17 protein-coding genes are annotated in these 19,240 nt (G+C 58.3%); 7 read left to right on the top strand and 10 right to left on the bottom strand.

Annotated elements, in window-relative coordinates; translation table 11 throughout:
• Window positions 1-157 precede the first annotated feature (157 nt).
• The gene (locus tag V3C19_RS11195) at window positions 158-463 is read right to left on the bottom strand and encodes a TRL domain-containing protein (RefSeq protein WP_130083278.1); all 306 of its coding nucleotides are present in this window, start codon (window positions 461-463) and stop codon (window positions 158-160) included.
• A 286-nt stretch (window positions 464-749) separates the two neighbouring features.
• Here V3C19_RS11195 and V3C19_RS11190 point away from each other — a divergent pair, with 286 nt between their 5' ends.
• On the top strand, window positions 750-1,871 hold the full coding sequence (locus V3C19_RS11190; protein ID WP_295934320.1) for a tyrosine-type recombinase/integrase: 1,122 nt from the start codon (window positions 750-752) through the stop codon (window positions 1,869-1,871).
• Here V3C19_RS11190 and V3C19_RS11185 read toward each other — a convergent pair.
• Window positions 1,861-3,201, bottom strand: coding sequence for a porin (locus tag V3C19_RS11185; protein WP_130083276.1), 1,341 nt, complete (start codon window positions 3,199-3,201; stop codon window positions 1,861-1,863). The two genes, V3C19_RS11190 and V3C19_RS11185, sit on opposite strands and share 11 nt — an antisense overlap.
• A 144-nt stretch (window positions 3,202-3,345) precedes the next feature.
• Window positions 3,346-4,041 (bottom strand): ribonuclease III, encoded by a 696-nt coding sequence (gene rnc / locus V3C19_RS11180; RefSeq protein WP_161981230.1) that lies wholly within the window; start codon window positions 4,039-4,041, stop codon window positions 3,346-3,348.
• Window positions 4,042-4,202: 161 nt separating this feature from the next.
• On the opposite strand from rnc, the gene V3C19_RS11175 reads away from it, so the two are divergent.
• Window positions 4,203-4,706 carry a flavin reductase family protein gene (locus tag V3C19_RS11175; RefSeq protein WP_130083274.1) on the top strand — a complete coding sequence of 168 codons (504 nt, stop codon included), beginning with the start codon at window positions 4,203-4,205 and terminating at the stop codon, window positions 4,704-4,706.
• Window positions 4,707-4,759: 53 nt separating this feature from the next.
• Here V3C19_RS11175 and recF read toward each other — a convergent pair whose 3' ends face one another.
• From recF to cmk, 3 genes are read right to left on the bottom strand one after another with little or no spacing between them, the layout of a single operon-like run.
• On the bottom strand, window positions 4,760-5,821 hold the full coding sequence (recF, locus tag V3C19_RS11170; RefSeq protein WP_295934322.1) for a DNA replication and repair protein RecF: 1,062 nt from the start codon (window positions 5,819-5,821) through the stop codon (window positions 4,760-4,762).
• A gap of 25 nt (window positions 5,822-5,846) precedes the next feature.
• The gene (locus V3C19_RS11165) at window positions 5,847-6,458 is read right to left on the bottom strand and encodes a lysophospholipid acyltransferase family protein (protein WP_295874874.1); all 612 of its coding nucleotides are present in this window, start codon (window positions 6,456-6,458) and stop codon (window positions 5,847-5,849) included.
• A complete protein-coding gene (cmk, locus tag V3C19_RS11160) occupies window positions 6,455-7,096 on the bottom strand; it encodes a (d)CMP kinase (RefSeq protein ID WP_130083271.1) in 642 nt (213 codons plus the stop codon). The genes V3C19_RS11165 and cmk overlap by 4 nt, the downstream gene beginning before the upstream one ends.
• 138 nt (window positions 7,097-7,234) lie before the next feature.
• Between cmk and V3C19_RS11155 the strand changes: the two genes are divergently transcribed.
• Window positions 7,235-9,076 carry a lysophospholipid acyltransferase family protein gene (locus tag V3C19_RS11155; protein ID WP_295934325.1) on the top strand — a complete coding sequence of 614 codons (1,842 nt, stop codon included), beginning with the start codon at window positions 7,235-7,237 and terminating at the stop codon, window positions 9,074-9,076.
• A 58-nt stretch (window positions 9,077-9,134) separates the two neighbouring features.
• Here V3C19_RS11155 and V3C19_RS11150 read toward each other — a convergent pair whose 3' ends face one another.
• Together V3C19_RS11150 and V3C19_RS11145 are read right to left on the bottom strand one after the other, a co-directional pair.
• On the bottom strand, window positions 9,135-10,031 hold the full coding sequence (locus V3C19_RS11150) for a thiamine-phosphate kinase (RefSeq protein WP_295934328.1): 897 nt from the start codon (window positions 10,029-10,031) through the stop codon (window positions 9,135-9,137).
• Window positions 10,021-10,884 (bottom strand): type II CAAX endopeptidase family protein, encoded by an 864-nt coding sequence (locus V3C19_RS11145; RefSeq protein WP_295934330.1) that lies wholly within the window; start codon window positions 10,882-10,884, stop codon window positions 10,021-10,023. Before V3C19_RS11145 ends, V3C19_RS11150 begins: the two co-directional genes overlap by 11 nt.
• Before the next feature lie 204 nt (window positions 10,885-11,088).
• Between V3C19_RS11145 and V3C19_RS11140 the strand changes: the two genes are divergently transcribed.
• The 4 genes from V3C19_RS11140 to hflX all read left to right on the top strand — a co-directional run bounded on the left by V3C19_RS11140 (window position 11,089) and on the right by hflX (window position 16,804).
• Window positions 11,089-12,471, top strand: a complete 1,383-nt coding sequence (locus V3C19_RS11140; protein ID WP_295934332.1) for an ROK family protein — start codon at window positions 11,089-11,091, stop codon at window positions 12,469-12,471.
• A gap of 169 nt (window positions 12,472-12,640) precedes the next feature.
• Window positions 12,641-15,226, top strand: a complete 2,586-nt coding sequence (locus tag V3C19_RS11135) for a serine/threonine-protein kinase (RefSeq protein ID WP_295934334.1) — start codon at window positions 12,641-12,643, stop codon at window positions 15,224-15,226.
• A 110-nt stretch (window positions 15,227-15,336) separates the two neighbouring features.
• On the top strand, window positions 15,337-15,468 hold the full coding sequence (locus V3C19_RS11130) for a hypothetical protein (protein ID WP_275124779.1): 132 nt from the start codon (window positions 15,337-15,339) through the stop codon (window positions 15,466-15,468).
• Window positions 15,469-15,478: 10 nt separating this feature from the next.
• A complete protein-coding gene (hflX, locus tag V3C19_RS11125) occupies window positions 15,479-16,804 on the top strand; it encodes a GTPase HflX (RefSeq protein WP_130083265.1) in 1,326 nt (441 codons plus the stop codon).
• A 236-nt stretch (window positions 16,805-17,040) separates the two neighbouring features.
• Here the strand turns inward: hflX and V3C19_RS11120 are convergent, their stop codons facing one another.
• Both V3C19_RS11120 and V3C19_RS11115 read right to left on the bottom strand, forming a co-directional pair.
• Window positions 17,041-17,604 carry a Maf family protein gene (locus V3C19_RS11120; RefSeq protein WP_130083264.1) on the bottom strand — a complete coding sequence of 188 codons (564 nt, stop codon included), beginning with the start codon at window positions 17,602-17,604 and terminating at the stop codon, window positions 17,041-17,043.
• Between the two features lie 22 nt (window positions 17,605-17,626).
• Complete coding sequence (locus V3C19_RS11115) at window positions 17,627-19,201, bottom strand: pyridoxal-phosphate dependent enzyme (protein ID WP_295934336.1); 1,575 nt, start codon at window positions 19,199-19,201, stop codon at window positions 17,627-17,629.
• Between the last annotated feature and the right edge of the window lie 39 nt (window positions 19,202-19,240).

The following is a 19,240-nucleotide window of genomic DNA, read 5'->3' as shown; positions in this document are numbered from 1 at the left end:
GGAAAAGGGAAAGCAATATTCTGCGGAGGGCGCAGGGCAGGTGAATTTTCATTATAAGCAGGAAAATTAGGTATTGCAGGGAATAGAAAGGAAAAACGGGGAGTAAGGAAACCGTGCGCCACCCGGCGCACGGCTGTATGAAGACACCGCAAGAGGATTAGTTGCCTTTGACGGTGGTGGTGTACTTGCTGACGACGCCAAGGATGTTTTCACGTTTGACGTCTACGCTGGAGACCGTGCTGATGCCTCCCTGGGCCTTGGCGGCGGAGATGGAGGAATCGCCCACGGCAACCAGGCCGAGGTATGAAGTAGCCGTGGCTACACCGGTGCGGGAACCGGAGGAATTGGTAGCGGCGATGGGATCTGCTACGCTGGCATATACCAGTCCCGTGGGGCGCTCCGAGAGGCCGCCGCAGCTGCAGAGCAGGGCGGAGGATGAGAGCAGGATGAGGAGTTTTTTCATGATTGGATTTCAATTAATTGGTTTGGCAGGCCTTCCCTTGTGGGAGGTTTCATGCGGCGTCATGCAACCGCGGATGCCCAAAAGAGAAGGCCTACGCTGGTGGATAACGAATTTGGAATCCGTATAGGCATTCCTGCGTCCTCTTTGTCATTAAACGGTTTGGAAAAGAATTACAGGGGTGAAGGTACGGTAAAGGGGTAATGGGAGGCAATTATTGAACCTTTTGATTAATAAAGAACTATTTTTACTTGACTACGGATTCCAAACCCGCGGCAAAATAGATGGAATGAAAGAGGAAATATCAGCAATGGACCATGCGGCACTGACTATTTTAAGAAAAACAGGTCTGGACGTAGTGGAGGCCGCCCAGCTGGCGCATGAATTGCTACAGGCCAGCAGGGGGCGCGGCGGACGGCGGAAGAGAGCGAGGGAATGCATCCGGCTGGGAGAAGAGGCTTTAATTGCCAGAAAAAAAACAGTGGCGTTCAAGAGAGCCGTGGACGAGGCCATGGAGGCGCGGCATGACCGGAGGAAAAGAACCCGGGATGATTTCCGCTATATCAGCCGGCGTCTGTTAAGGTGCTGTCCGGAAATGGCCCGGAGACCCGTATGTTTTATCACGGCTCAGGAATGCCGGGCCTGGCTGGAAAAATCATTTGGCACCCTCAGACAGAGACATAAGGCCCGGTTGGTGCTTAGCGGTGTTTTCGGAACAGCCGTAAAACGCGGCTGGTGCCGGGAAAACCCGGTGACGTATGTAGATCTTCCGAGGCTGAAGGAAATTCCCATTCCCGTGCTGTCCCTGGAAGAAGTGCACCGGCTGCTGACGGCGGCGGAGGAATGTGCCAGCGGAGCGTGCCTGGCCGCGATTGGTCTTATGCTGTATTCCGGCATTCGTCCGGAGGAGGTGAAGCGCCTGGATTGGACGCAGATTAATTTACGGGAGGGCATGGTTTCCTTAAGGGCGCGGCACAGCAAGACAGGCGGAGCTCGCATCGTAACGATTCGGCCGGTTTTAAAAAACTTGCTGAAAAGAGCAGCGGCCATGGGATTCGGGGCAGGAAGCGTGTGTCCGCGTAACTGGTCGGCGAAGTGGAGGGAGGTGAGGCGTCTGGCCGGATGGGACGGGAAGGAGAAGAAGTGGCCTGCGGATATTTTAAGGCATACGTTCGCCAGCTACTTTGCAAGGCATTTCAAGAATTTGCATGTATTGCAGCTGGAAATGGGGCATGCTTCTTCCGATTTGCTAAGGACCAGGTATTTGAATATGGAAGGCATTACGGAAGTGACAGCCGCTATTTTTTGGGGGGAACTGCCGCGTGGGTTTTTCCCCCATAAAAAATGGCCGTCCCTGAATAGAGGCGGCCATATATGGGCGGGATGTGCCGTTCGGCAGATTAAAAGTTAGTGCGGAAGGCGATGTTGTAGCTCCAGCCGGTGAAGCCCTTCTGCTTGCTGGCGTCCGTACCGTTGGAATGGGCATATTCAACGCCCGCCATGATCTTGGCCATGTTCGGATTGCATTCGAAGATGTAGTAGTTCACGCCCAGGTACAGAGCCTGCATGCAGTCGGAAGTGCCGGAATAGGTGGAGTTCTGCGTGTAGCGCTTTTCCCACTTCACGGCATTGCTGCCTGCCGCCATTTGGTAGCGGACCACACCTTCCCAGTGGGGGGTGAACTTGTAGGACGGCATGATGGTCACGCCGAAGACGTTTTCAGCGCCGGCTTTCATGCCGATGACATTGAAGCCGGCCATGACTTCCGTCATTAAGGAAAAGTTCCCCTGGGAGCCTTCCCAGGTCAGTGCCACCACGTCCTTGGCGCCCGTGCCTTGGTACTTGGATTTGAAGCTGTAATCATGCAGGCTGTCGTATGCCTTGTTCTGGGCGTCGTCGCCCCACTTGGTGAAGTTGTGGGCGTAGTCCAGCCACAGGCGGCTTTTCTTGAGGAACACGTCATTGGAGGTGTCGTAGCTCAGGGTGCCGGTAACGAAGCAGTTGTCCTGGGAATTGAAAGCGGGTTCAATGCGGTTGTTGAAGCTGCCCGTTCCGGTGCCGCCGTTGCCGTTCAGCCAGATGCCTGCCGCCCAGCCGATCTTGTCTTTCTTGTCGGAGTTGTTCATCTGGAAACCGTAGTTGGTTTCCGAACGGAGCTGGTTGACCAGCATGGAGCGTTCAATGGTCAGGATGGCGGAGGAGGAGGTGCGGTATTCACCGGTGATGCGCGGCTTCATTTTGCCGATAGCATAGGTGATGGGACCGCCCTTGTACTCCAGATTCAGTTCATAGAGGGAATAGGTCAGGTCGGAGGTGTCCCAGCGGTTTTCTGCCGCATTATAGCTTTCAAGACCGTCCATGCCGCCAATGTTCCATACGTTGTTGAGCTTGAAGTTTTTCAGGAACTTCATGTTGAAGCCGGCGCGGAAGCGGCGCCATTCGTCATTGAAGCGGCGGCCGTTGCCTTCCTTTTCACCCATCACGCGCCCCTCTCCGTTCGGGTCGATCCAGTCCAGGCCGTACTGCATGCGCAGTGAGACGTTGAATTCCTGAATGTAGGGATTCTTGTGATCCCGTTCCGCATTAAACCATTTGAAGCGGTCGCCGAGCCACTGGCAGGTGGAGAAGCTGTCGCGGGCCAGCAAGGCGTTCCCGGTGGAGGCCTTGGACGGAGTTGTGTTGGCAAAGGCGGAGGCTCCGAGAGTCATGATGCCGATGACGGGGAGAGTATAGGTCTTCATTTGTTTTCTATGGTTGGTGTGTGTCTGTGAGAAGGTCTTCCGGGGGAAGGTTCTTCCTCACGGAGACGGCTTCTGTCTATCAAACCAGCCACAGGGCTGTCCAAGGCTTAAGAGTGACAAAATAGCCACCTGTTCCGCCAGTGTTTACAAGGTGATGCGGAGCCATTCCCGGCGCGCCAGGGCATCCGCTGCGGCCGCTACTTCCGCCTTCCTTTTGCTGGAGCCGCGCCCGGCGCCGACCGTATGGCCGTGCCAGAACACCCGTGATTCAAAACGGTCAGCGGAATCCCTGGGGCCCTTTTCCTCCGTTTCATAGGAGGGCGTTTCCGGCAGGATGTCCTGAAGGATGGCTTGGAGCTCCCCTTTCGGGTTGATTTCCTTGGGATGGCTGGCGGCGGAGTGCAGGGCGTCGTGCAGAACGCGCAGGGCTATGGCCTTGGCCGTTTCATAATCGGAATCCAGGGACATGGCCCCGAAGACGGATTCAAACGTGTTGGCGATGATGGAGTTTTTGCTTCTGCCGCCCGCTTTTTCCTCTCCCTTGCCCAAAGTGATGTATTTGTCCAGTTCCAGGATAAATCCGTATTTGCCTAGGTTGGCGCGGCTGACGGTGCGGGCGCGCAGTTGGGTCAGCACTCCCTCCGGAGCCTGGGGCATGTGGCGGTAAAGGTACTGGGTAACAGCGAGCTGTAAAATGGCATCTCCTAGGAATTCCAGCCGTTCATATGTCCGGCGCGTTTCCGGCTTGCTGTCCGTGCTGGGGTGGGTCAGGGCCTGTCTGAGCAGGTCCGGGTTCTTGAAACGGTAACCCAGCTTGTCTTCCAGCGCGGTATGGTTCATCCCGGGAATGCTAGGGCCGCCATCCCGGAAATGCAACTCCAAACGAAGGGTGTTTCCGGCAGGGAGGGGACGCCTTTTCCGCGTCATCCCAGTCGCTCCGCGGCTTTGACATATAGCCGGAGAAGTGTAGGATGATATGCGAATGAACGTTAGAGACCACGATGAAAAAAATTGATCCAAAGGAAATTCGGGATAATGCCGTGCAGTTGATTGGGCACGACTGGATGCTGGTGACGGCTGGAACGCCGGAGCATTTCAATATGATGACGGCCAGTTGGGGCGGCTTGGGCTTTATGTGGAAGAGACCCGTAGCATTTGTTGTGATTCGCCCGCAGAGATATACGTTCGATTTTATCGAGAAGGGGGAGGAATTCACGCTGTCCTTTTTCAGCCATGAATATCATAAGGCGCTGAGCGTTTGCGGAACGACGAGTGGTCGGGATACGGACAAGGTAGCCGCTTCCGGCCTGTCTCCGTATTTTACGGAAAATGGCAATGTGAGCTTTACGGAAGCCAGGCTGGTGCTGGAATGCCGCAAACTGTATGCGGAGGCCCTGAAACCGGAATGTTTTCTGGACAGGGCAATCTCCTCGGAGTGGTACGCAGCAGGAGATTTCCACAAGATGTACATTGTGGAAATATTGAACGCCTGGGTAGAGGAATAGCGCCATTGGCGCGGTTTTCCGCCTGCCGTTTTGGGTGGTCCTGGCGGGGGAATTCAACCCTGAACGGACCTGAGCGTGAAGTTTTCCAGCCGGAAGGCCGGAAGGGGGCAGGGAGTGTCATGCAGCCAGTCCAGATGGGTGGTGGTGATGAGGCTTTGCGCGTCTGCGGGCAGCGCCTGGAGGAAGGCAATTCTGCGCGTGGGGTCCAGTTCTCCGAAAACGTCGTCAATCAGGTGGATGGGTGTATGTCCCGTTTCTTCCGTAAGCAGGGATGACTGCGCCAGTTTCAGGGAAATGGCTATGGTTCTTTGCTGCCCTTCCGAGGCGAATTGGGCAGCGCTTCTGCCGTTGAGCGTGATTTCCAGGTCGTCCCGGTGCGGGCCGTTCTGGGTCTGGCCGTACCGGATGTCTCGGTCCAGCCCGGCACACATCCGTTCGTACAGGTCTCCTTCCTCCGCCGCCCGGTAGGCCGCACCTACCTGTTCCGCCCTGCCGCCGATGCTGCGGTACGCCATGATGATGTGGGGCAGGAGAAGCTCCAGAAGGCTGGCGCGCAGGCTTCTCAATTCCGTGCCGTACAGGGCGAGCTGCCGCGTGTAGGCATCTATTTGAAGCCTGTCCCGGCTTTTATGCTTGAGTAGATGGTTGCGCGTTTTCAGCGCCCTTCTGTAGTTGAACAGGGCTGTCCGGTAGCTGGGGTGCCACTGGGTGCCCAGAAAATCCATGTATTTCCGGCGCGCATCGGCTCCGGCCCGTACCAGGGAAAGGTCGTCGTTGCCCATCCAGACGACGGGGTAGCTGTCCGCCAGGTAGCTGCGCTGGTCCCTGCGCGGTTCGCCGTTTACCTGGAGGTCCGGGGCATCCGGGGACCACAGGATGCGCCGGATTTGTCCCGGCAGTTCCCCCCGGATGCCGAATGACTGCCTGCCGTGCGCCGTCAGGGGGCTGGGGCGTGCCGTGCGCGGGGATTGCAGGCGCAGCAGGAAGCAGACCGCCTCCAGCAGGGTGGTTTTTCCCTGGGCATTGTTTCCCAGAATGACGGCTCCCTGCTGGGGTATCTGCCAGGAAAAGCTGCCGTAGCAGCGGAAGTCTATCAGTTTCAGCCTGGAGAGCATGGCTGGCGGGAGTTCGGGGAAGGGATTATTCCGTGGGAAGGGCCCGGATGGCATCCATCATTTTGTCCGTCAAATGCTGGTATGCCTCCTTGCCCTTGGCATTGAGTTCCGCCGGAGTGAAGGGAATGGGATCCCCCACCGTCACGGTGACCGGGCGGATTCTGGGAAAGGTGGCGCCGATGGGGAAGGCCTCAAAGGCTCCGCTGATGCGCAGGGGCTGTACGGGAACTTTCGTTTTGCTCAGGATGAGGCCGATGCCGCCCATGCCGTCGTGGATTTCCCCGTCCGGCGTGCGGGAACCCTCGGGAAACACGAGGACGCGCTTGCCGGATTTGAGCAGGCGGATGATGTGTTTGAGGCTGGCGGCGTCCGGATTTTCCTGGTCGATGGGGATGGCCTGGCACAGGGGGAGCGCCCATTTGAAAATGCCCTGGAACAGGGTTTTGCGGGCAAAGAAATAGATGCCTTCCTCATAGGAGATTCCCAGCATGGGCGGGTCCAGAAAGCTCTGGTGGTTGCTGACGATCAGCACGGGGCCGTCCTCAATGAGCTTCTCCCTGTTGATGACCTTCCAGGAGAAGAAGGCCTTGGAGATGCTTTTGAACAGCGTGTAGAAAACCCAGTAGAAGGAATTCATCTGGCGGAAAGTTTTTGTTGAATGTTGTCTGTAATGAAGTTGACGACCTGGTCAATGCTCATGTCGGACGTGTCCACCAGCAGGGCGTCCTGCGCCTGCGCCAGCGGCGCAGTGGCGCGGGAGGAATCCTTGCGGTCCCGATCCGCGATGGAGTCCGTCAGCCCTTCCGCGGCGCGGCGCGCGGCGCGGACCTCTTCCGAAGCGGTGACGAAGTACTTGAACGGCGTATCCGGGAACACCACGGTGCCTATGTCCCGGCCTTCCATGACCACGGGCTCCTGGCGGTTGTAATCCCTCTGGCGGTTCACCAGCAGGGCGCGGACTTCCGGAATGGCGGCGATGGTGGATACGTGGTCGTTGACTTCCTGCCGGGTGAGTTCCTCCGTCAGGGGAGAGCCGTTGCAGAGGACGATGGAGCGGCTTCCGTCCTTGCCGAAGGAGAGGGGAACGGAGGGCAGGGCGGCCAGCACGGCGTCCGTGTCCGCCGGGTCTATCCCCTGTTCCAGCATGTACCAGGTGACGGCCCGGTACATGGCCCCCGTGTTGATGAAGGTGTAGCCGAGGCGGTCCGCAATGAGTTTGGCGACGGTGGATTTACCGGAAGCGGCGGGACCGTCAATGGCAATGGCTGGGTGCATGAGTGTTTTTTGTGTTGGAAATGGGGGCGGAAGCTGTACGGATTGTAGCTTCCGCCCCCGTGGAAATCAAGACCGCGTTCCGGACGGCATGGGAAAAAGAGTTTCACTTTTTCCCGTAAATCCGTTATACAGCAGGGCATGGGCCGGCTCAAGCACCCGAAGATGGTGGATATCAAAGACATTTTGGACGAAAATACGCGTCTCCCTTCCCTGGTGGCCGCGTCCGCTGAAAAGTTGCTTGGTCTGGAACGTTTGAACAGGGCGTACGACAAGATCGTCCGCGACAAGGAGTCCGGTTCTCCGGAAAACTTCTTCCAGCTGGCTGCCAGGCATTTGAACCTCAAGTTGCAGCTGAGGCCCGGCGATCTGGAAAACATTCCCAAGAAAGGGCCTGTGGTTGTTGTCGCCAACCATCCCCACGGCCTGTCGGACGGCATCATGTTCGGGGAATTGCTGACCCGCGTCCGGGACGATGTGCGCATTCTTGCCAATGAACAGCTTTCCCTGTGCCAGGAATTGGAACCCTGGCTGATCAAGGTGGACGTGTACGAGGATGAGAACGCCAAGCGCAAGAACCTTTCCGGAATGCGGAAGATGATTGCGTGGCTGCGCAAGGGCGGCGTGCTGGGCATTTTCCCCGCCGGAACGGCTTCCAGTTTTTCTCTGGCCCACAAGCGGGTGACGGATGATCCGTGGAATTCCAATATTGCCGCCATTATCCGGCTGACGAAGGCTACTGTGGTTCCGGTATATTTCCCGGGGCGCAACAGCCTGCTTTTCCAGGGAATTTCCCTGATCAACCGTAAGGCGCGCGTCGCCTTCCTGCCGCGTGAAGTGGGCAGGGACGGCCGCCGTACGCACCGTATCGTGGTAGGCAAGCCCATTCCCTTCAGCCAGCTCGGGCAGTATGATTCTGACGAAGCTATGGTTTCCCATTTGCGGTTGCGCACCTACCTGCTGGGCAAGGGTTATGAAAAGAGCCGCCGCCCCCATGTACACAGGAAGGACAAGAAGACAAAGATGGCTTCTCTGATTCCGCCCGTGCCCGCCAACGACATACAGGCGGAAATCGACGCCCTTCCTGCGGAGTGCCTGCATGCGCGCCAGGAAAATGGAGACTGGGACGTGTACGTGGCGGATGCTCTCCAGATTCCCAAAATCCTGATTGAAATAGGCCGACTGCGGGAGTACACCTTCCGCCAGGTGGGGGAAGGCTCCGGCAAGGCGTGTGACCTGGACACGTATGATAATCATTACAAGCACCTGTTCCTCTGGGACCGCGTCCAGAAGAAGATTGCGGGCGCCTACCGCATGGGAGAGACGGACAAGATTATTGCCCGCTATGGGGTGAAGGGATTGTACAACGGAGAATACTTCTCATTCTCTCCGGCTGCTCTTCAAGTGCTGGACCGCTCGCTGGAGATGGGCCGCGCCTTTATTGTGCCGGAATACCAGAAAAGGCCGCTGGCTCTCGGCTTCATCTGGGAGGGCATCGGCCAGTTCATGGCCCGCAACCATCATTACCGCTATTTGTTCGGAACGGTGAGCATTTCCCGCGACTATTCCAATCTTTCCCGCGCCCTGATCGTCTCTTACCTGAAGGCGCATGAAATGGAGCCGGAACTGAGCCGGGAAGTCAAGGCCTACAATCCGCCGCGCAAGGCGGACCTGAAAAGGTCGGAATCCTGCATTTTGCCCATCGGCCTGACGGATGCGCAGGGCCTGTCCCAGCTGGTAGCGGACGTGGAGGAGGACGGCAAGGGAATTCCCGTGCTGCTCCGCCAGTATCTCAAACTGAACGGGAAGATACTTTCCTTCGGCGTGGACAAGAACTTTGGCGATGTGCTGGACTGCCTGATCCTGGTGGATATTTTCAAAACTCCGGAACGTTCCATCAAGCGTTACATGGGCAAGGCCACGTATGAACAGCTTCTTCCCTACATCCAGCAGGAGCAGGAAAGCGTCCAGCCGGCGGAATAACTCCTTTCAGGCCCTTTCTTCGGCTTTTTCCGGCCTCCTGTTTTTCCGGAGCAGCCGGTTATTGGAAATGCCTGTATCCTCCGGGGAGGGATGAGGAAGGTTCCGGCGTCATCTCACCGATGACGGTGAGGGGCGTTTCCGGGAAACGTTCGGAGGCCAGGCGCAGGATTTCTTCACGGCGGCGGGGGGGGAAGGTCATCAGCAGTTCGTAATCCTCTCCGTCCGCAACGGCCTGGGCAGCCGTGAATCCCTGCCGGACCGGCAGCAGTTCTTCCTGTACGCGGAATCCCAGCCCGGAGGCGGCGGCCAGGCGCGGCAGGTCGGCGCCTAGGCCGTCGGAAAGGTCCATCATGGCCGTGACCAGTCCGGAGGCTGCCAGAATGCCGCCTTCCCTGACCCTGGGCGTGAACGCGAGATGGTGTCCCGTCGGGAAGCTCCCGCCCAGCACGCCCGTGACGGCAATCAGGTCGCCCGCCTGGGCGGTGCTGCGCAGGATAGCCTTTCCTTCCGGAATTTCTCCGGTCAGGGCCACGCTGATAATCAGTCCGTCGGACGGCAGGCCGGAGCTTTCCCCTCCCGCCAGGCTGATGCCGAATTGTTCCGCCAGGTTCCGCATGCCCATATAAATGCCTTCCACCTGGGAAACGGGGCGGTCCGCATGAATCAGCAGGGTGACCAGGGCATGGCGCGGCACGCCTCCCATGGCTCCGATGTCCGACACGGCGCGGGCCAGGGCCTTTCTGCCGATCAGTTCCGGATCCGTACCGGGAAGGAAGTGCATGCCTTCCACCACGCAGTCGGTTTTTAGGAGCAGGTCCATTCCTCCGGTGTTTCTGGTTACGGCGCAGTCGTCTCCGGGGCCGGTGACCAGCCCGTCATTGACGGTCATTAGCGGAAGAAGGCGGCGTATGAGCGCATCTTCCCCTACCTGGCGGATGGCGGAATCATGAGCCATAGGGTAGCAGCAGGCCGGGATACAGGATGTTGACCAGGGTGGTGGTGTTGAAAATGCAGTGGGCGATGATGGGCGTCCAGATGGATTCGGTGTATTCGTACAGCAGCACCAGGATGGCCCCGAACAGGGCCAGGGGAACCAGGGGAACCAGGCTTACGTGGATGATGCCGAAGAGGAGCGAACTGCTGATCAGGGCGAACCATGCTCCTGTATATTTTTTCATGATAGGGTACAGGTAGCCCCGGAAAATGAGTTCCTCCACGATGGGCGCGGCAATGGCGGCGCTGAAGCAGATGACGGCAATGAGGGGGACGTTGTCGGAATGCCTGAGCACGGAGACGATGGATTGTTCCGCCGGAGCGTGGGTCACCCGTTCAATCCATTCGAACAGTCCCATTTGGGCCAGAAGGAAATGGAGGGCAAGAACCAGCAGGTAGCCGCAGACGGGCGCGTAAAGCAGGATTTTCAGGGAATGCTTCTTCAGGCCCAGGGCATCCATTCTGCCGCTGTGGAACATGCGCACCAGCAGGACGAAGGCCAGAATGAGGTTCAGGCAGGTGCCGTTGAATACCTTGTAGCTGTCCAGCTCCATGTTTGTGGTAGTGGGCGGGGCGGAAGCGCCGGGAGGCGTGGCCGCGGCCATCAGGGCGCCCATGCTGAAGTACAGGACGACGATGCCGCACATTGCCATATCCAGCCCGTCCAGATGATCGACGGAAATATTCCATTTCAGCGGACGTTTCATGCCCGGAACCTGGGACTGGCGGCATACGCCCGCGGCTACGGCGATAAGCATGATGGCGATCAAGGTGGCCGAAAACAGAGTAATGAGCTGGTCCGTTAATTCATTCATGGGACAGATGAGCTTGGAATGATGCGCCGTGCCCGGCAAGGCGGGCACGCCCAAGGAAAGGTACATGTTTCTTTAGTGGAAATATGGCGATTTGCCAGAAGAAAGTGAGCTATCGCTCCGCGTTCCTGAAAAAAAATCATTCGGAAGGTAATGAATACTTTTCAAGGAAAAGCGGGTATGCTACGTTCGCAACGGATTATCGCCATGAATATTCAACCCAAAATCACGCCCGTGCTGGACCCCGGCTTCGTGCCGGCCGTTCTTTGGAATCAAGCATTTGAAGCCAAAGCTGCTGCCGATCCCGCCTCCCATCAAGTGGATATCGCCCTGACCCGCAATGACGGGACCTGCTTCCGCTGGTCCGGCAAGCTTCTCCCGCATACCGGAGAAAACGTTGCCCTGAATGAAACTTATGTGGAACGCATCGTGAAATTCCTGCTGTGGCAGAAGGGCGGCAACATCATCCTTGTCGCCGGCGATGACGCCATTGCGGACATGCTGGCTTCCCGTTACTGCAAGGGCGGCGTCCGTGAATTTGACTGGGATTTCATCGGCAAGAAGATTTACGGTTCCCCGATCGAAGTGAAGAAGGTATCCGTGGACGAACTGCCTGAGGAATATTCCGGTTCCATGACATTGGGCCGCAATCTGGACGGCTACCGCATCGGCTTTGACCTGGGCGGCTCCGACCGCAAGTGTGCCGCCGTGGTCAACGGGGAAGTAGTCTTCTCCGAGGAAGTTGTGTGGGATCCGTATTTCCAGAAGGACCCGCAGTACCATATCGAAGGCATCCAGGACTCCCTGGAACGTGCCGCTGCCCATCTTCCGCGTGTGGACGCCATCGGCGGTTCCTCCGCCGGCGTCATCATCAACAGTGAGGTGCGCACTTCCTCCCTCTTCCGCGGCGTCAGCCAGGAGGACATTGAAAAGACCCTCGGCAAGGTGTTCCGCACTCTGCAGAAGGAAAAATGGAACAATATTCCCTTTGAAGTGGTGAACGACGGTGAAGTGACCGCCCTCGCCGGAGCCATGGGCATGAACGACAACGCCGTGCTCGGCGTCGCCATGGGCACTTCCGAAGCCGCCGGCTATGTGGACCCGGAAGGCCATATCAAGCCCTGGTTGAACGAACTCGCCTTCGCCCCCGTGGATTATTCCGAAGAAGGCGGCGTGGACGAATGGTCCAAGGACATGGGAGTGGGCGCCCTCTACTTCTCCCAGCAGGCCGTGGCCCGTCTGGCCCCTCGCGCCGGATTCCAGTTTGAAGGCATGCCCTTCCCGGAACAGCTCAAGAAGGTGCAGGCCGCCATGGCCGAAGGCGACGAACGCGCCCGCAAGATCTATGAAACCATCGGCGTGCACTTCGGCTATGCCATCGCGCATTACGCCAGGTTCTACGACATCCGCAACCTGCTCTTCCTGGGCCGTGTGGCTTCCGGAGACGGCGGGCAGATCATCATTGACAAGGCAGAAGAAGTGCTGCGCACCGAATTCCCGCAGTTGAAGATCCAGCTGCGCGTGCCGGATGAAAAAACCAAGCGCCACGGGCAGGCCGTAGCGGCGGCCTCTCTGCCGGCTATTTCCTGACAAACGGATGGAATTTTACAGGAGGGACCCGGACAGGGTCCCTCCTTGCCATCCATCTACGGAGCATGCGTCCCCGGGCCGGTTTTTCCGGCTGCTTAAAAAACAAAGAAGGATATGGAGAGGACGCCTCCGTTTTTCCATTTTTTCTTCCGCAGCCGGCTGTGCTTTCATGAGTTCCCAGCAAGACAACATCATCAATTGTCCGGAGTGCGGACAGGCCATGGACATTTCCCTGCTGCCTCCCTATGCCAATGCCGTCTGCCCCGCCTGCGGAGCTCTGACCCGCGTCAAGACGCGCATGGGGCCTTACAGAATCACCGGGAAGCTGGGAAAAGGCGGCATGAGCGTGGTTTTCCGTGCGGAAGATACCGTCCTGGGACGTGAAGTGGCCCTAAAGGTGTTGAATGAAACGTATGCGGGGGATGCCGTCCGCAGCGAACGATTTGAAAGGGAGGCCCAGATCATGGCCAGGGTATCCCATGAAAACCTGGTGCAGATTTATGCCGTGGGGCATGACCAGGGGCTTTTTTACATTGCCATGGAATTGGTGGAGGGCAGTGGCCTGGATTCCCTGATTACGGCGGAGGAACGCGTGCCGGAAGACAAGGTGCTGTCCATAGCCCTGGATATCGTGCGCGGCCTGGATGCCGCCTGGAATGCGGGCCTCATGCACCGGGACATCAAGCCCGCCAACGTTCTCCAGGCCCCGGACGGGGAAGCCAAGATCGTGGATTTCGGCCTCTCCCTGCTGCACAGCGAGTCCGACATGGAGCGGGAAATATGGGTGACGCCCTATTACGCCGCTCCGGAAACCCTGCTGCGCGGAGATGAAGATTTCCGCACGGACATGTACGCGCTGGGAGCTACCATGTACCATATGCTGGTGGGTTCTCCGCCCCGGGTGGATGCCTCCCAGTCGTCCGACATCCTGCTGGAGAGCAAGAAAAACCTTCCTCCGCTGGACCGATTGGTGAACGATATTTCCCCGCTGACCTGTTTCATCGTGGACAAGCTGATGGCTTTCAACAAGGAAGGCCGCTTCTCGTCTTACCCGGAACTGATGGCCGCTGTGGCACAGGCCCAGGAGGAATATTCCGGGGGCATGCAGGAATCCGGCCTGACTTGGGCGGAACGGCGTGCCGCTGATGCCCGGCGCGCCCGGCGCAGGAAACACCGCTTGGGGTTCATTCTGTCTCTCGCCTTCCTGGCTGTTTTGGCGTTGGGAACGTGGGGGGTCGTCTCCTGGCGCAAAGCCGCAAATGCCGCATCCGCGGCCTTTCCCCCGGTTCAGCCTCCTACGGCGGGAGCGGGAACTACTGCGGAGGATAACGCGGCCGTGGAATCCAGGCTGGAGCGGAGCATCCGCTTCGGCAATCTGTTCAATGAAGCCCAGAAAGCCCTGAACCGGGGGGATCTGGTGAAGGCTGCCGCCATGTTCGGAGATCTGGCGGATCAGCCGGACTGTCCGCTTTCCACAGCCGTTTGGGCGGGGGTGAACCAGGTGTTGTGCATGTGGACGCGCGGCCAGTTTCCGGAAGGGGTTGTGCGGCTGGAAGAGCTGGGCAAAAAGGTGCGGGACTGCAAAGACCCCGTGGAACTGGAACGCTCCCGGGATATCAGCGACCTGGTCGCGTACCTGGGCGCAAAAGACCGGAATTCCAGAATGCCCGGCCTGCGGAGCAATTCCGACCTGGCCGTGCATTATTATGCGGGAATGGCGCTCAAATGCTGGTACCTCGGCGGCATGTGGCCTGAATACGGGGCATTCCGGGATCTCATTGCCGGGGAAACCGCTGACGACAGGGACCGGAGCGTGCGGGAGCTGGCTTCTGCGTGGCTCAGCAACCTGAAGGAATATACCGGGCAGTATGAACGCCTGAAACAGGTGAAGGACATGCCGGAAAAATCGGTCGCGGAAGTAGAAGCCAAACGGTTTGCAGCAGACTTTCTCCGTGAACAAATGATGACGGGGGAGATTCCCTCCCTGCCTCCCTCCTATGCCGCGCTGGAAGGGATTCTGGATCATCTCCGGATGCAGTACCAGAAGGCCAGGGACTGGGAGGCCGCGGAAGCCATTCGTCTGGCTGAACTCAAGGAGAAACAGGAGCGGAAAAAAGCGTTGGAAGAGGCTGCCCGGCAGGAAGCTCTGCGCGCCGCGCAGTCCCGCAGCTATGACGATATTTGCCGTGAAGCGGCCGGCATCATGGAAAAAACGGGGGATTATGAACAGGTTTCCGCCCTCTATCGTGATGCGGAAGCGGTGGTTTCTTCCCCAGTCGTGAAAAGCAAGCTGGCCGCCCGGCGGGAAATGACGGACCGGATGAAGCCGCTGTTCTCCCGCCTGGAAAAGATTCTGCCTGAAATGCTGGAAAAGAAGCCGTGGAAGCCGCTCGTGCTGAAAAACGGGGACAAGGTCCGCGTGACGGGCATGGAGGGGCATTTGCTCACGGTAGAGCCATTGGAAAGCAGGGAAGGCAGTGATGCCTATAAGGCCAGCTGGGATGACGTGGCTTTCAATTCCCTGTATGTACTGGCGCGGGAATGCCGTCAGAAAAAGCCGGCGGAATTCACTCCTGTAGCGGATACGTACTCCAAGCCCCTTCTTATTTTCGGGAGCCTTACGCAGACCATTTCCCTCACCCAGCAGGAAAATGCCCTGCTTCAGATGGAACGGTCCTTCATTGAACAATGGAACCTGTGGATGGCTGCCCTGGATGCGGAGGAAAAGCCTCAGGGGAAAAATGATGAGGAATAGAGACGGTTTGGGAAAAACGTCCGGAAAAGTGATCGCGTCCACAGTTGACCAGGCCGTTTATGCAGTAAAATTTGCTTGATTCCGGAGCTTCGGGCGGGTCTCATGGCCGCATGAGACTGATCAGCTTTTTGACGCTGGCCTGCGTGGCCGGCTTCCTCTCTTCCTGCGGCTGTAATTGCAACCAGTATCCGGAGTCTGCTCTGAAGGATTACAAGCCTACCTCCAGCAAGCAATTCCGTTAACAGATCCCCTATGTTTGAAATCCGCGAAAAGCCGGAAATGGTGGAACGGGCCATGCTCGTTTCCATCTATTTTGATCCTTCCGAAGCCGGGGAAAAGCAGGCCATGCTGGACGAGCTGGAAGACCTTGTCTCCAACCTCGGCATCGGCATAGTGGGCAAGCACCTCGTCAAGTCCCGCGACATGCACGCCAAATTCCTGTGCGGTACGGGGAAGGCTCAGGAGGTGAAGCAGCTTGCCGTGGATTGCGGGGCGGACTGCGTGGTGTTTGACAACATGCTGGCGCCGTCCCAGCAAAGAGAGTGGGAGCGTCTGATTGACGAATGCGTGATTGACCGTGAAGAAGTCATTCTGGACATTTTTGCCAAACGCGCCCGTACGCGTGAAGCCACGCTCCAGGTAGAGCTGGCCCGCATGCAGTACTCCCTGCCGCGCATGGCCCGCATGTGGAGCCACCTGGACCGCCAGGGCGGCGGTTCCGGAGGCGGCAAGGGCGGCGGAGGCGCCGCCAGGGGCGAAGGTGAGAAACAGATTGAAGTGGACCGCCGCCTGGCGCGCGCCAGGATTGAAGCCATCCAGAAGGAACTGGTCATGGTTACCCGGCAGCGCGCCACACAGCGCAAGGAGCGGGAGCGGCAGGCCGTGGCTACGGCCGCAATCGTGGGGTACACCAACGCGGGCAAATCGTCCCTGCTTTCCCTGGTGTCCGGCTCGGAAGTCATGGCCAGGGACATGCTCTTCGCCACGCTGGATACCACGACGCGGAAGATAGAACTGCCCAATGGACAGCCTTTGCTGCTGACGGATACGGTCGGCTTCATCCGCAACCTGCCCCACCGGCTGGTGGAGGCGTTCAAGTCAACGTTGGAAGAAGCCGTTCTGGCGGATTTCCTGGTTCAGGTGGTGGACGCGTCCGATCCGGAAGCCGTGCGCCACTACGAAACCACGCTGGAAGTGCTCGCGGAACTGGGCGCGGGGGACAAACCCATGATCGTGGTTCTGAACAAGCTGGACCTGGTGCCGGAGGAGGAGCGGGCCGCGTTGACGGAGCGCCTGGCTCCCCATTTCAACGGAAGCCTGGTGTGCATGTCCGTACGGGAAGAAAAGGGGACGGAAGACCTGCTGCGCGCCTGCGTGGAAATGCTGGAAAGCCGTGTCCGGCGCGCCCGGTTCCTGATTCCCTATACGAGGAGCGATCTGGCGGCCGCCATGCACAGCGAAGGCATGGTGATTTCCACGGAATATGTGGAGGAAGGCGCCCTGGTGGAAGCCGTTCTGCCCGTGGCCTTTTACAACAAGGTAAGCCAGTTTCTGGCGGAACCTTCCTGCGAAGAATGAGCGGGAAAAGGCTGAAAGCCGGAGACGGGATCAGGAGATGCAGAAAAGCGCGGAGGCGCAGGATTCTTTCACCATGTTCGCGCAAGGCTGTTCCATCCGGAAAGACGGGAATCTTCCGGTTCCGGAATGAAAGGCATACACCGCTGGAGCGAAGGATTTGATACGTGATTTCCGTGCCGCGGAGGCAGAAAAGACAGCCATGCTTCTGCTGAGATGCTTCCGGAAGCCTGTCTTGTTCAATATCCCCAGGAACGCAGGCAATTTATCACTTCCGCCACCGGCAGACCAATCACATTATCCGTATCTCCGCGCGTGGAGGAGATGATCATGTCCCCATGTTCCTGGAAGGCATAGGCTCCGGCCTTGTCCATCACATGAACCAGTCCCATGTAGCGGCGGATGTCTGCGTCAGACAATTCCCGGAAGGTGACTTCCGTCAGGACGGCAATGTCCTTCATGCCCAGCGGAGACTGCATGGAGACCGCCGTGCACACGTGGTGCGTGCGTCCGGAAAGCATCCGCAGCATGGCGCGGGCGTCTTCCGTATCAAGAGGCTTGCCCAGGGGAATGCCATCCAGAAAAACGAGTGTATCCGCGCCGATGACAGTAGCCTGGGGGTATTCCCGGAAGACGGCCGCCGCCTTGGCTGCAGCATTATGCAGGCACAAATCCTGCGGTGGCATGGAGGCATCCTTCAACTCGTCCGTTTCCCGGACGACAGTGGAAAAATCCACCCCTGCCTCTGTCAGCAGATCTTTCCGCCGCGGGGACTGGGAAGCCAGAATGATGGGGGGAAGCATGGGAGGAATGAACAAACTCCTGTCAGTGGTTGCTAATGCCTGTGCTGATATTCAGGCTGCCCTTTCCCATGATCCGGTGGAAGGCTTCCGGAGAAATCTCCCGGATGGAACGGATGATGTTCCGCGTGAATCCGGCCATGCGCTTCCGGATGGTTTCCCGGTCCTCTGCGGATTCAAACTCCATGCCTACCAGGGCGCGTCCTACGCGTTCCCCGGTGTAAGTGTAATTGAAGTAGCATAGGGAAGCCAGGTCCGCGATGCGTTCCATGAAATCCAGGAAGGCTCCGGCGCGTTCGGGAAACTCAATATGAACAAACAGGGGGTGTTCGCACAACTCCGCCTGATAATGGATCATGCGGAAGCGCACATCGTCGTCTTCACTAATGTCTTCGAACTCAATGCCCTTCTTTTTCAGAGTAGTGCGGATGGTATCCAGATCTTCGTCGGAAGCGGCGATGCCGAACACGGGGTACTGTGTATCTCCCTCCGTTTTGCCGTATTGCACATCCACCAGCGTAGTGGCCGGGGGCATGTGGCGCAGGTACTTGAGTACCTGGCCGCGCTTGGAGGCCATGGAGATGCGCAGATAGCGCGTCTCATGGTTGCCGATTCCCGCCTGGCGGGCGATCTGGGTGAGCTGGGTGAAATCCATGTTGGCTCCGGAAATAACGACGAAGCTCTTTTCATCCGGCCTGACCTGTCCCTCGTTCCACTGTTTCATGAACCCCGCCAGGCTCATGGCTCCGGACGGTTCCGGGACAACGCGGGAAGATTCCCACATGGCCCGGATGGCCTGGCAAACTTCATTGTTGGTAACGGTGACAAACTCGTCGATCAAATCCCGGCACAGCAGATAGGTATGTTCCCCTGGAATATGCACGGCAGTGCCGTCACAGAACACATCCACGTAATCCAGATTCACGCGGTGCCCCTGTTCAATGGAAGTTTTCATGGAGGCCTGGTCCACCCCCTCTACGCCGACTACCTTGATATCCGGCCAGAATTTCTTCAGCCAGCAGGCTACGGAGGCCGCCAGGCCGCCGCCGCCGATGGCCACATAAGCGCGGTCAAAGGGGCCTTCCCCGCTCATCACCACTTCATCCGCCAGCGTTCCCTGGCCGCCCATCGTGACCAGGTCGTCATAGGGGTGGACAAAGGTGCTCCCGTGCGTTTCCGCGTATTCATGGGCTGCGGCAGCCGTCTCGTCATAGCAGTCGCCGTGAAGGATGATTTCCACGTGGCTGCCGCCGTGGCGGCGCACTTCCGTCTGCTTCACTTCCGGGGTGGAGCGCGGCATGAAAATGGTGGCCCGGCAATTCAGGACGCTTGCCGCCAGGGCTACCCCCTGCGCATGGTTGCCTGCGGATGCCGCCACGATTCCCTTGTCCCTGGCTTCCTGGCTCAGGGCCGCCATGCAATTGTATGCTCCGCGCCATTTGTAGGCGCGGATGGGGCCCAGGTCCTCCCGCTTGGCATATACCGGGGCCTGGATGGACGGCAGATTCAATTTCTGGAGAGGAGTAGGTTCGCCTACGGCATAAACCCGTCGGCGGGCTTGAAGGATTTCCTCAAAGAGGCGGTCCGAAAGTGTGCTCATGATTTGTATTGCTGGAGCCATTCTAGCAAGCCCATGCGT

The organism is Akkermansia sp. AE01SA01 (assembly GCF_036417395.1).
In the GTDB taxonomy this organism is placed as follows: Bacteria; Verrucomicrobiota; Verrucomicrobiia; order Verrucomicrobiales; family Akkermansiaceae; genus Akkermansia.
The sequence above is the reverse complement of the archived record's forward strand: the minus strand, read 5'-3'. Positions and strand labels throughout refer to the sequence as shown.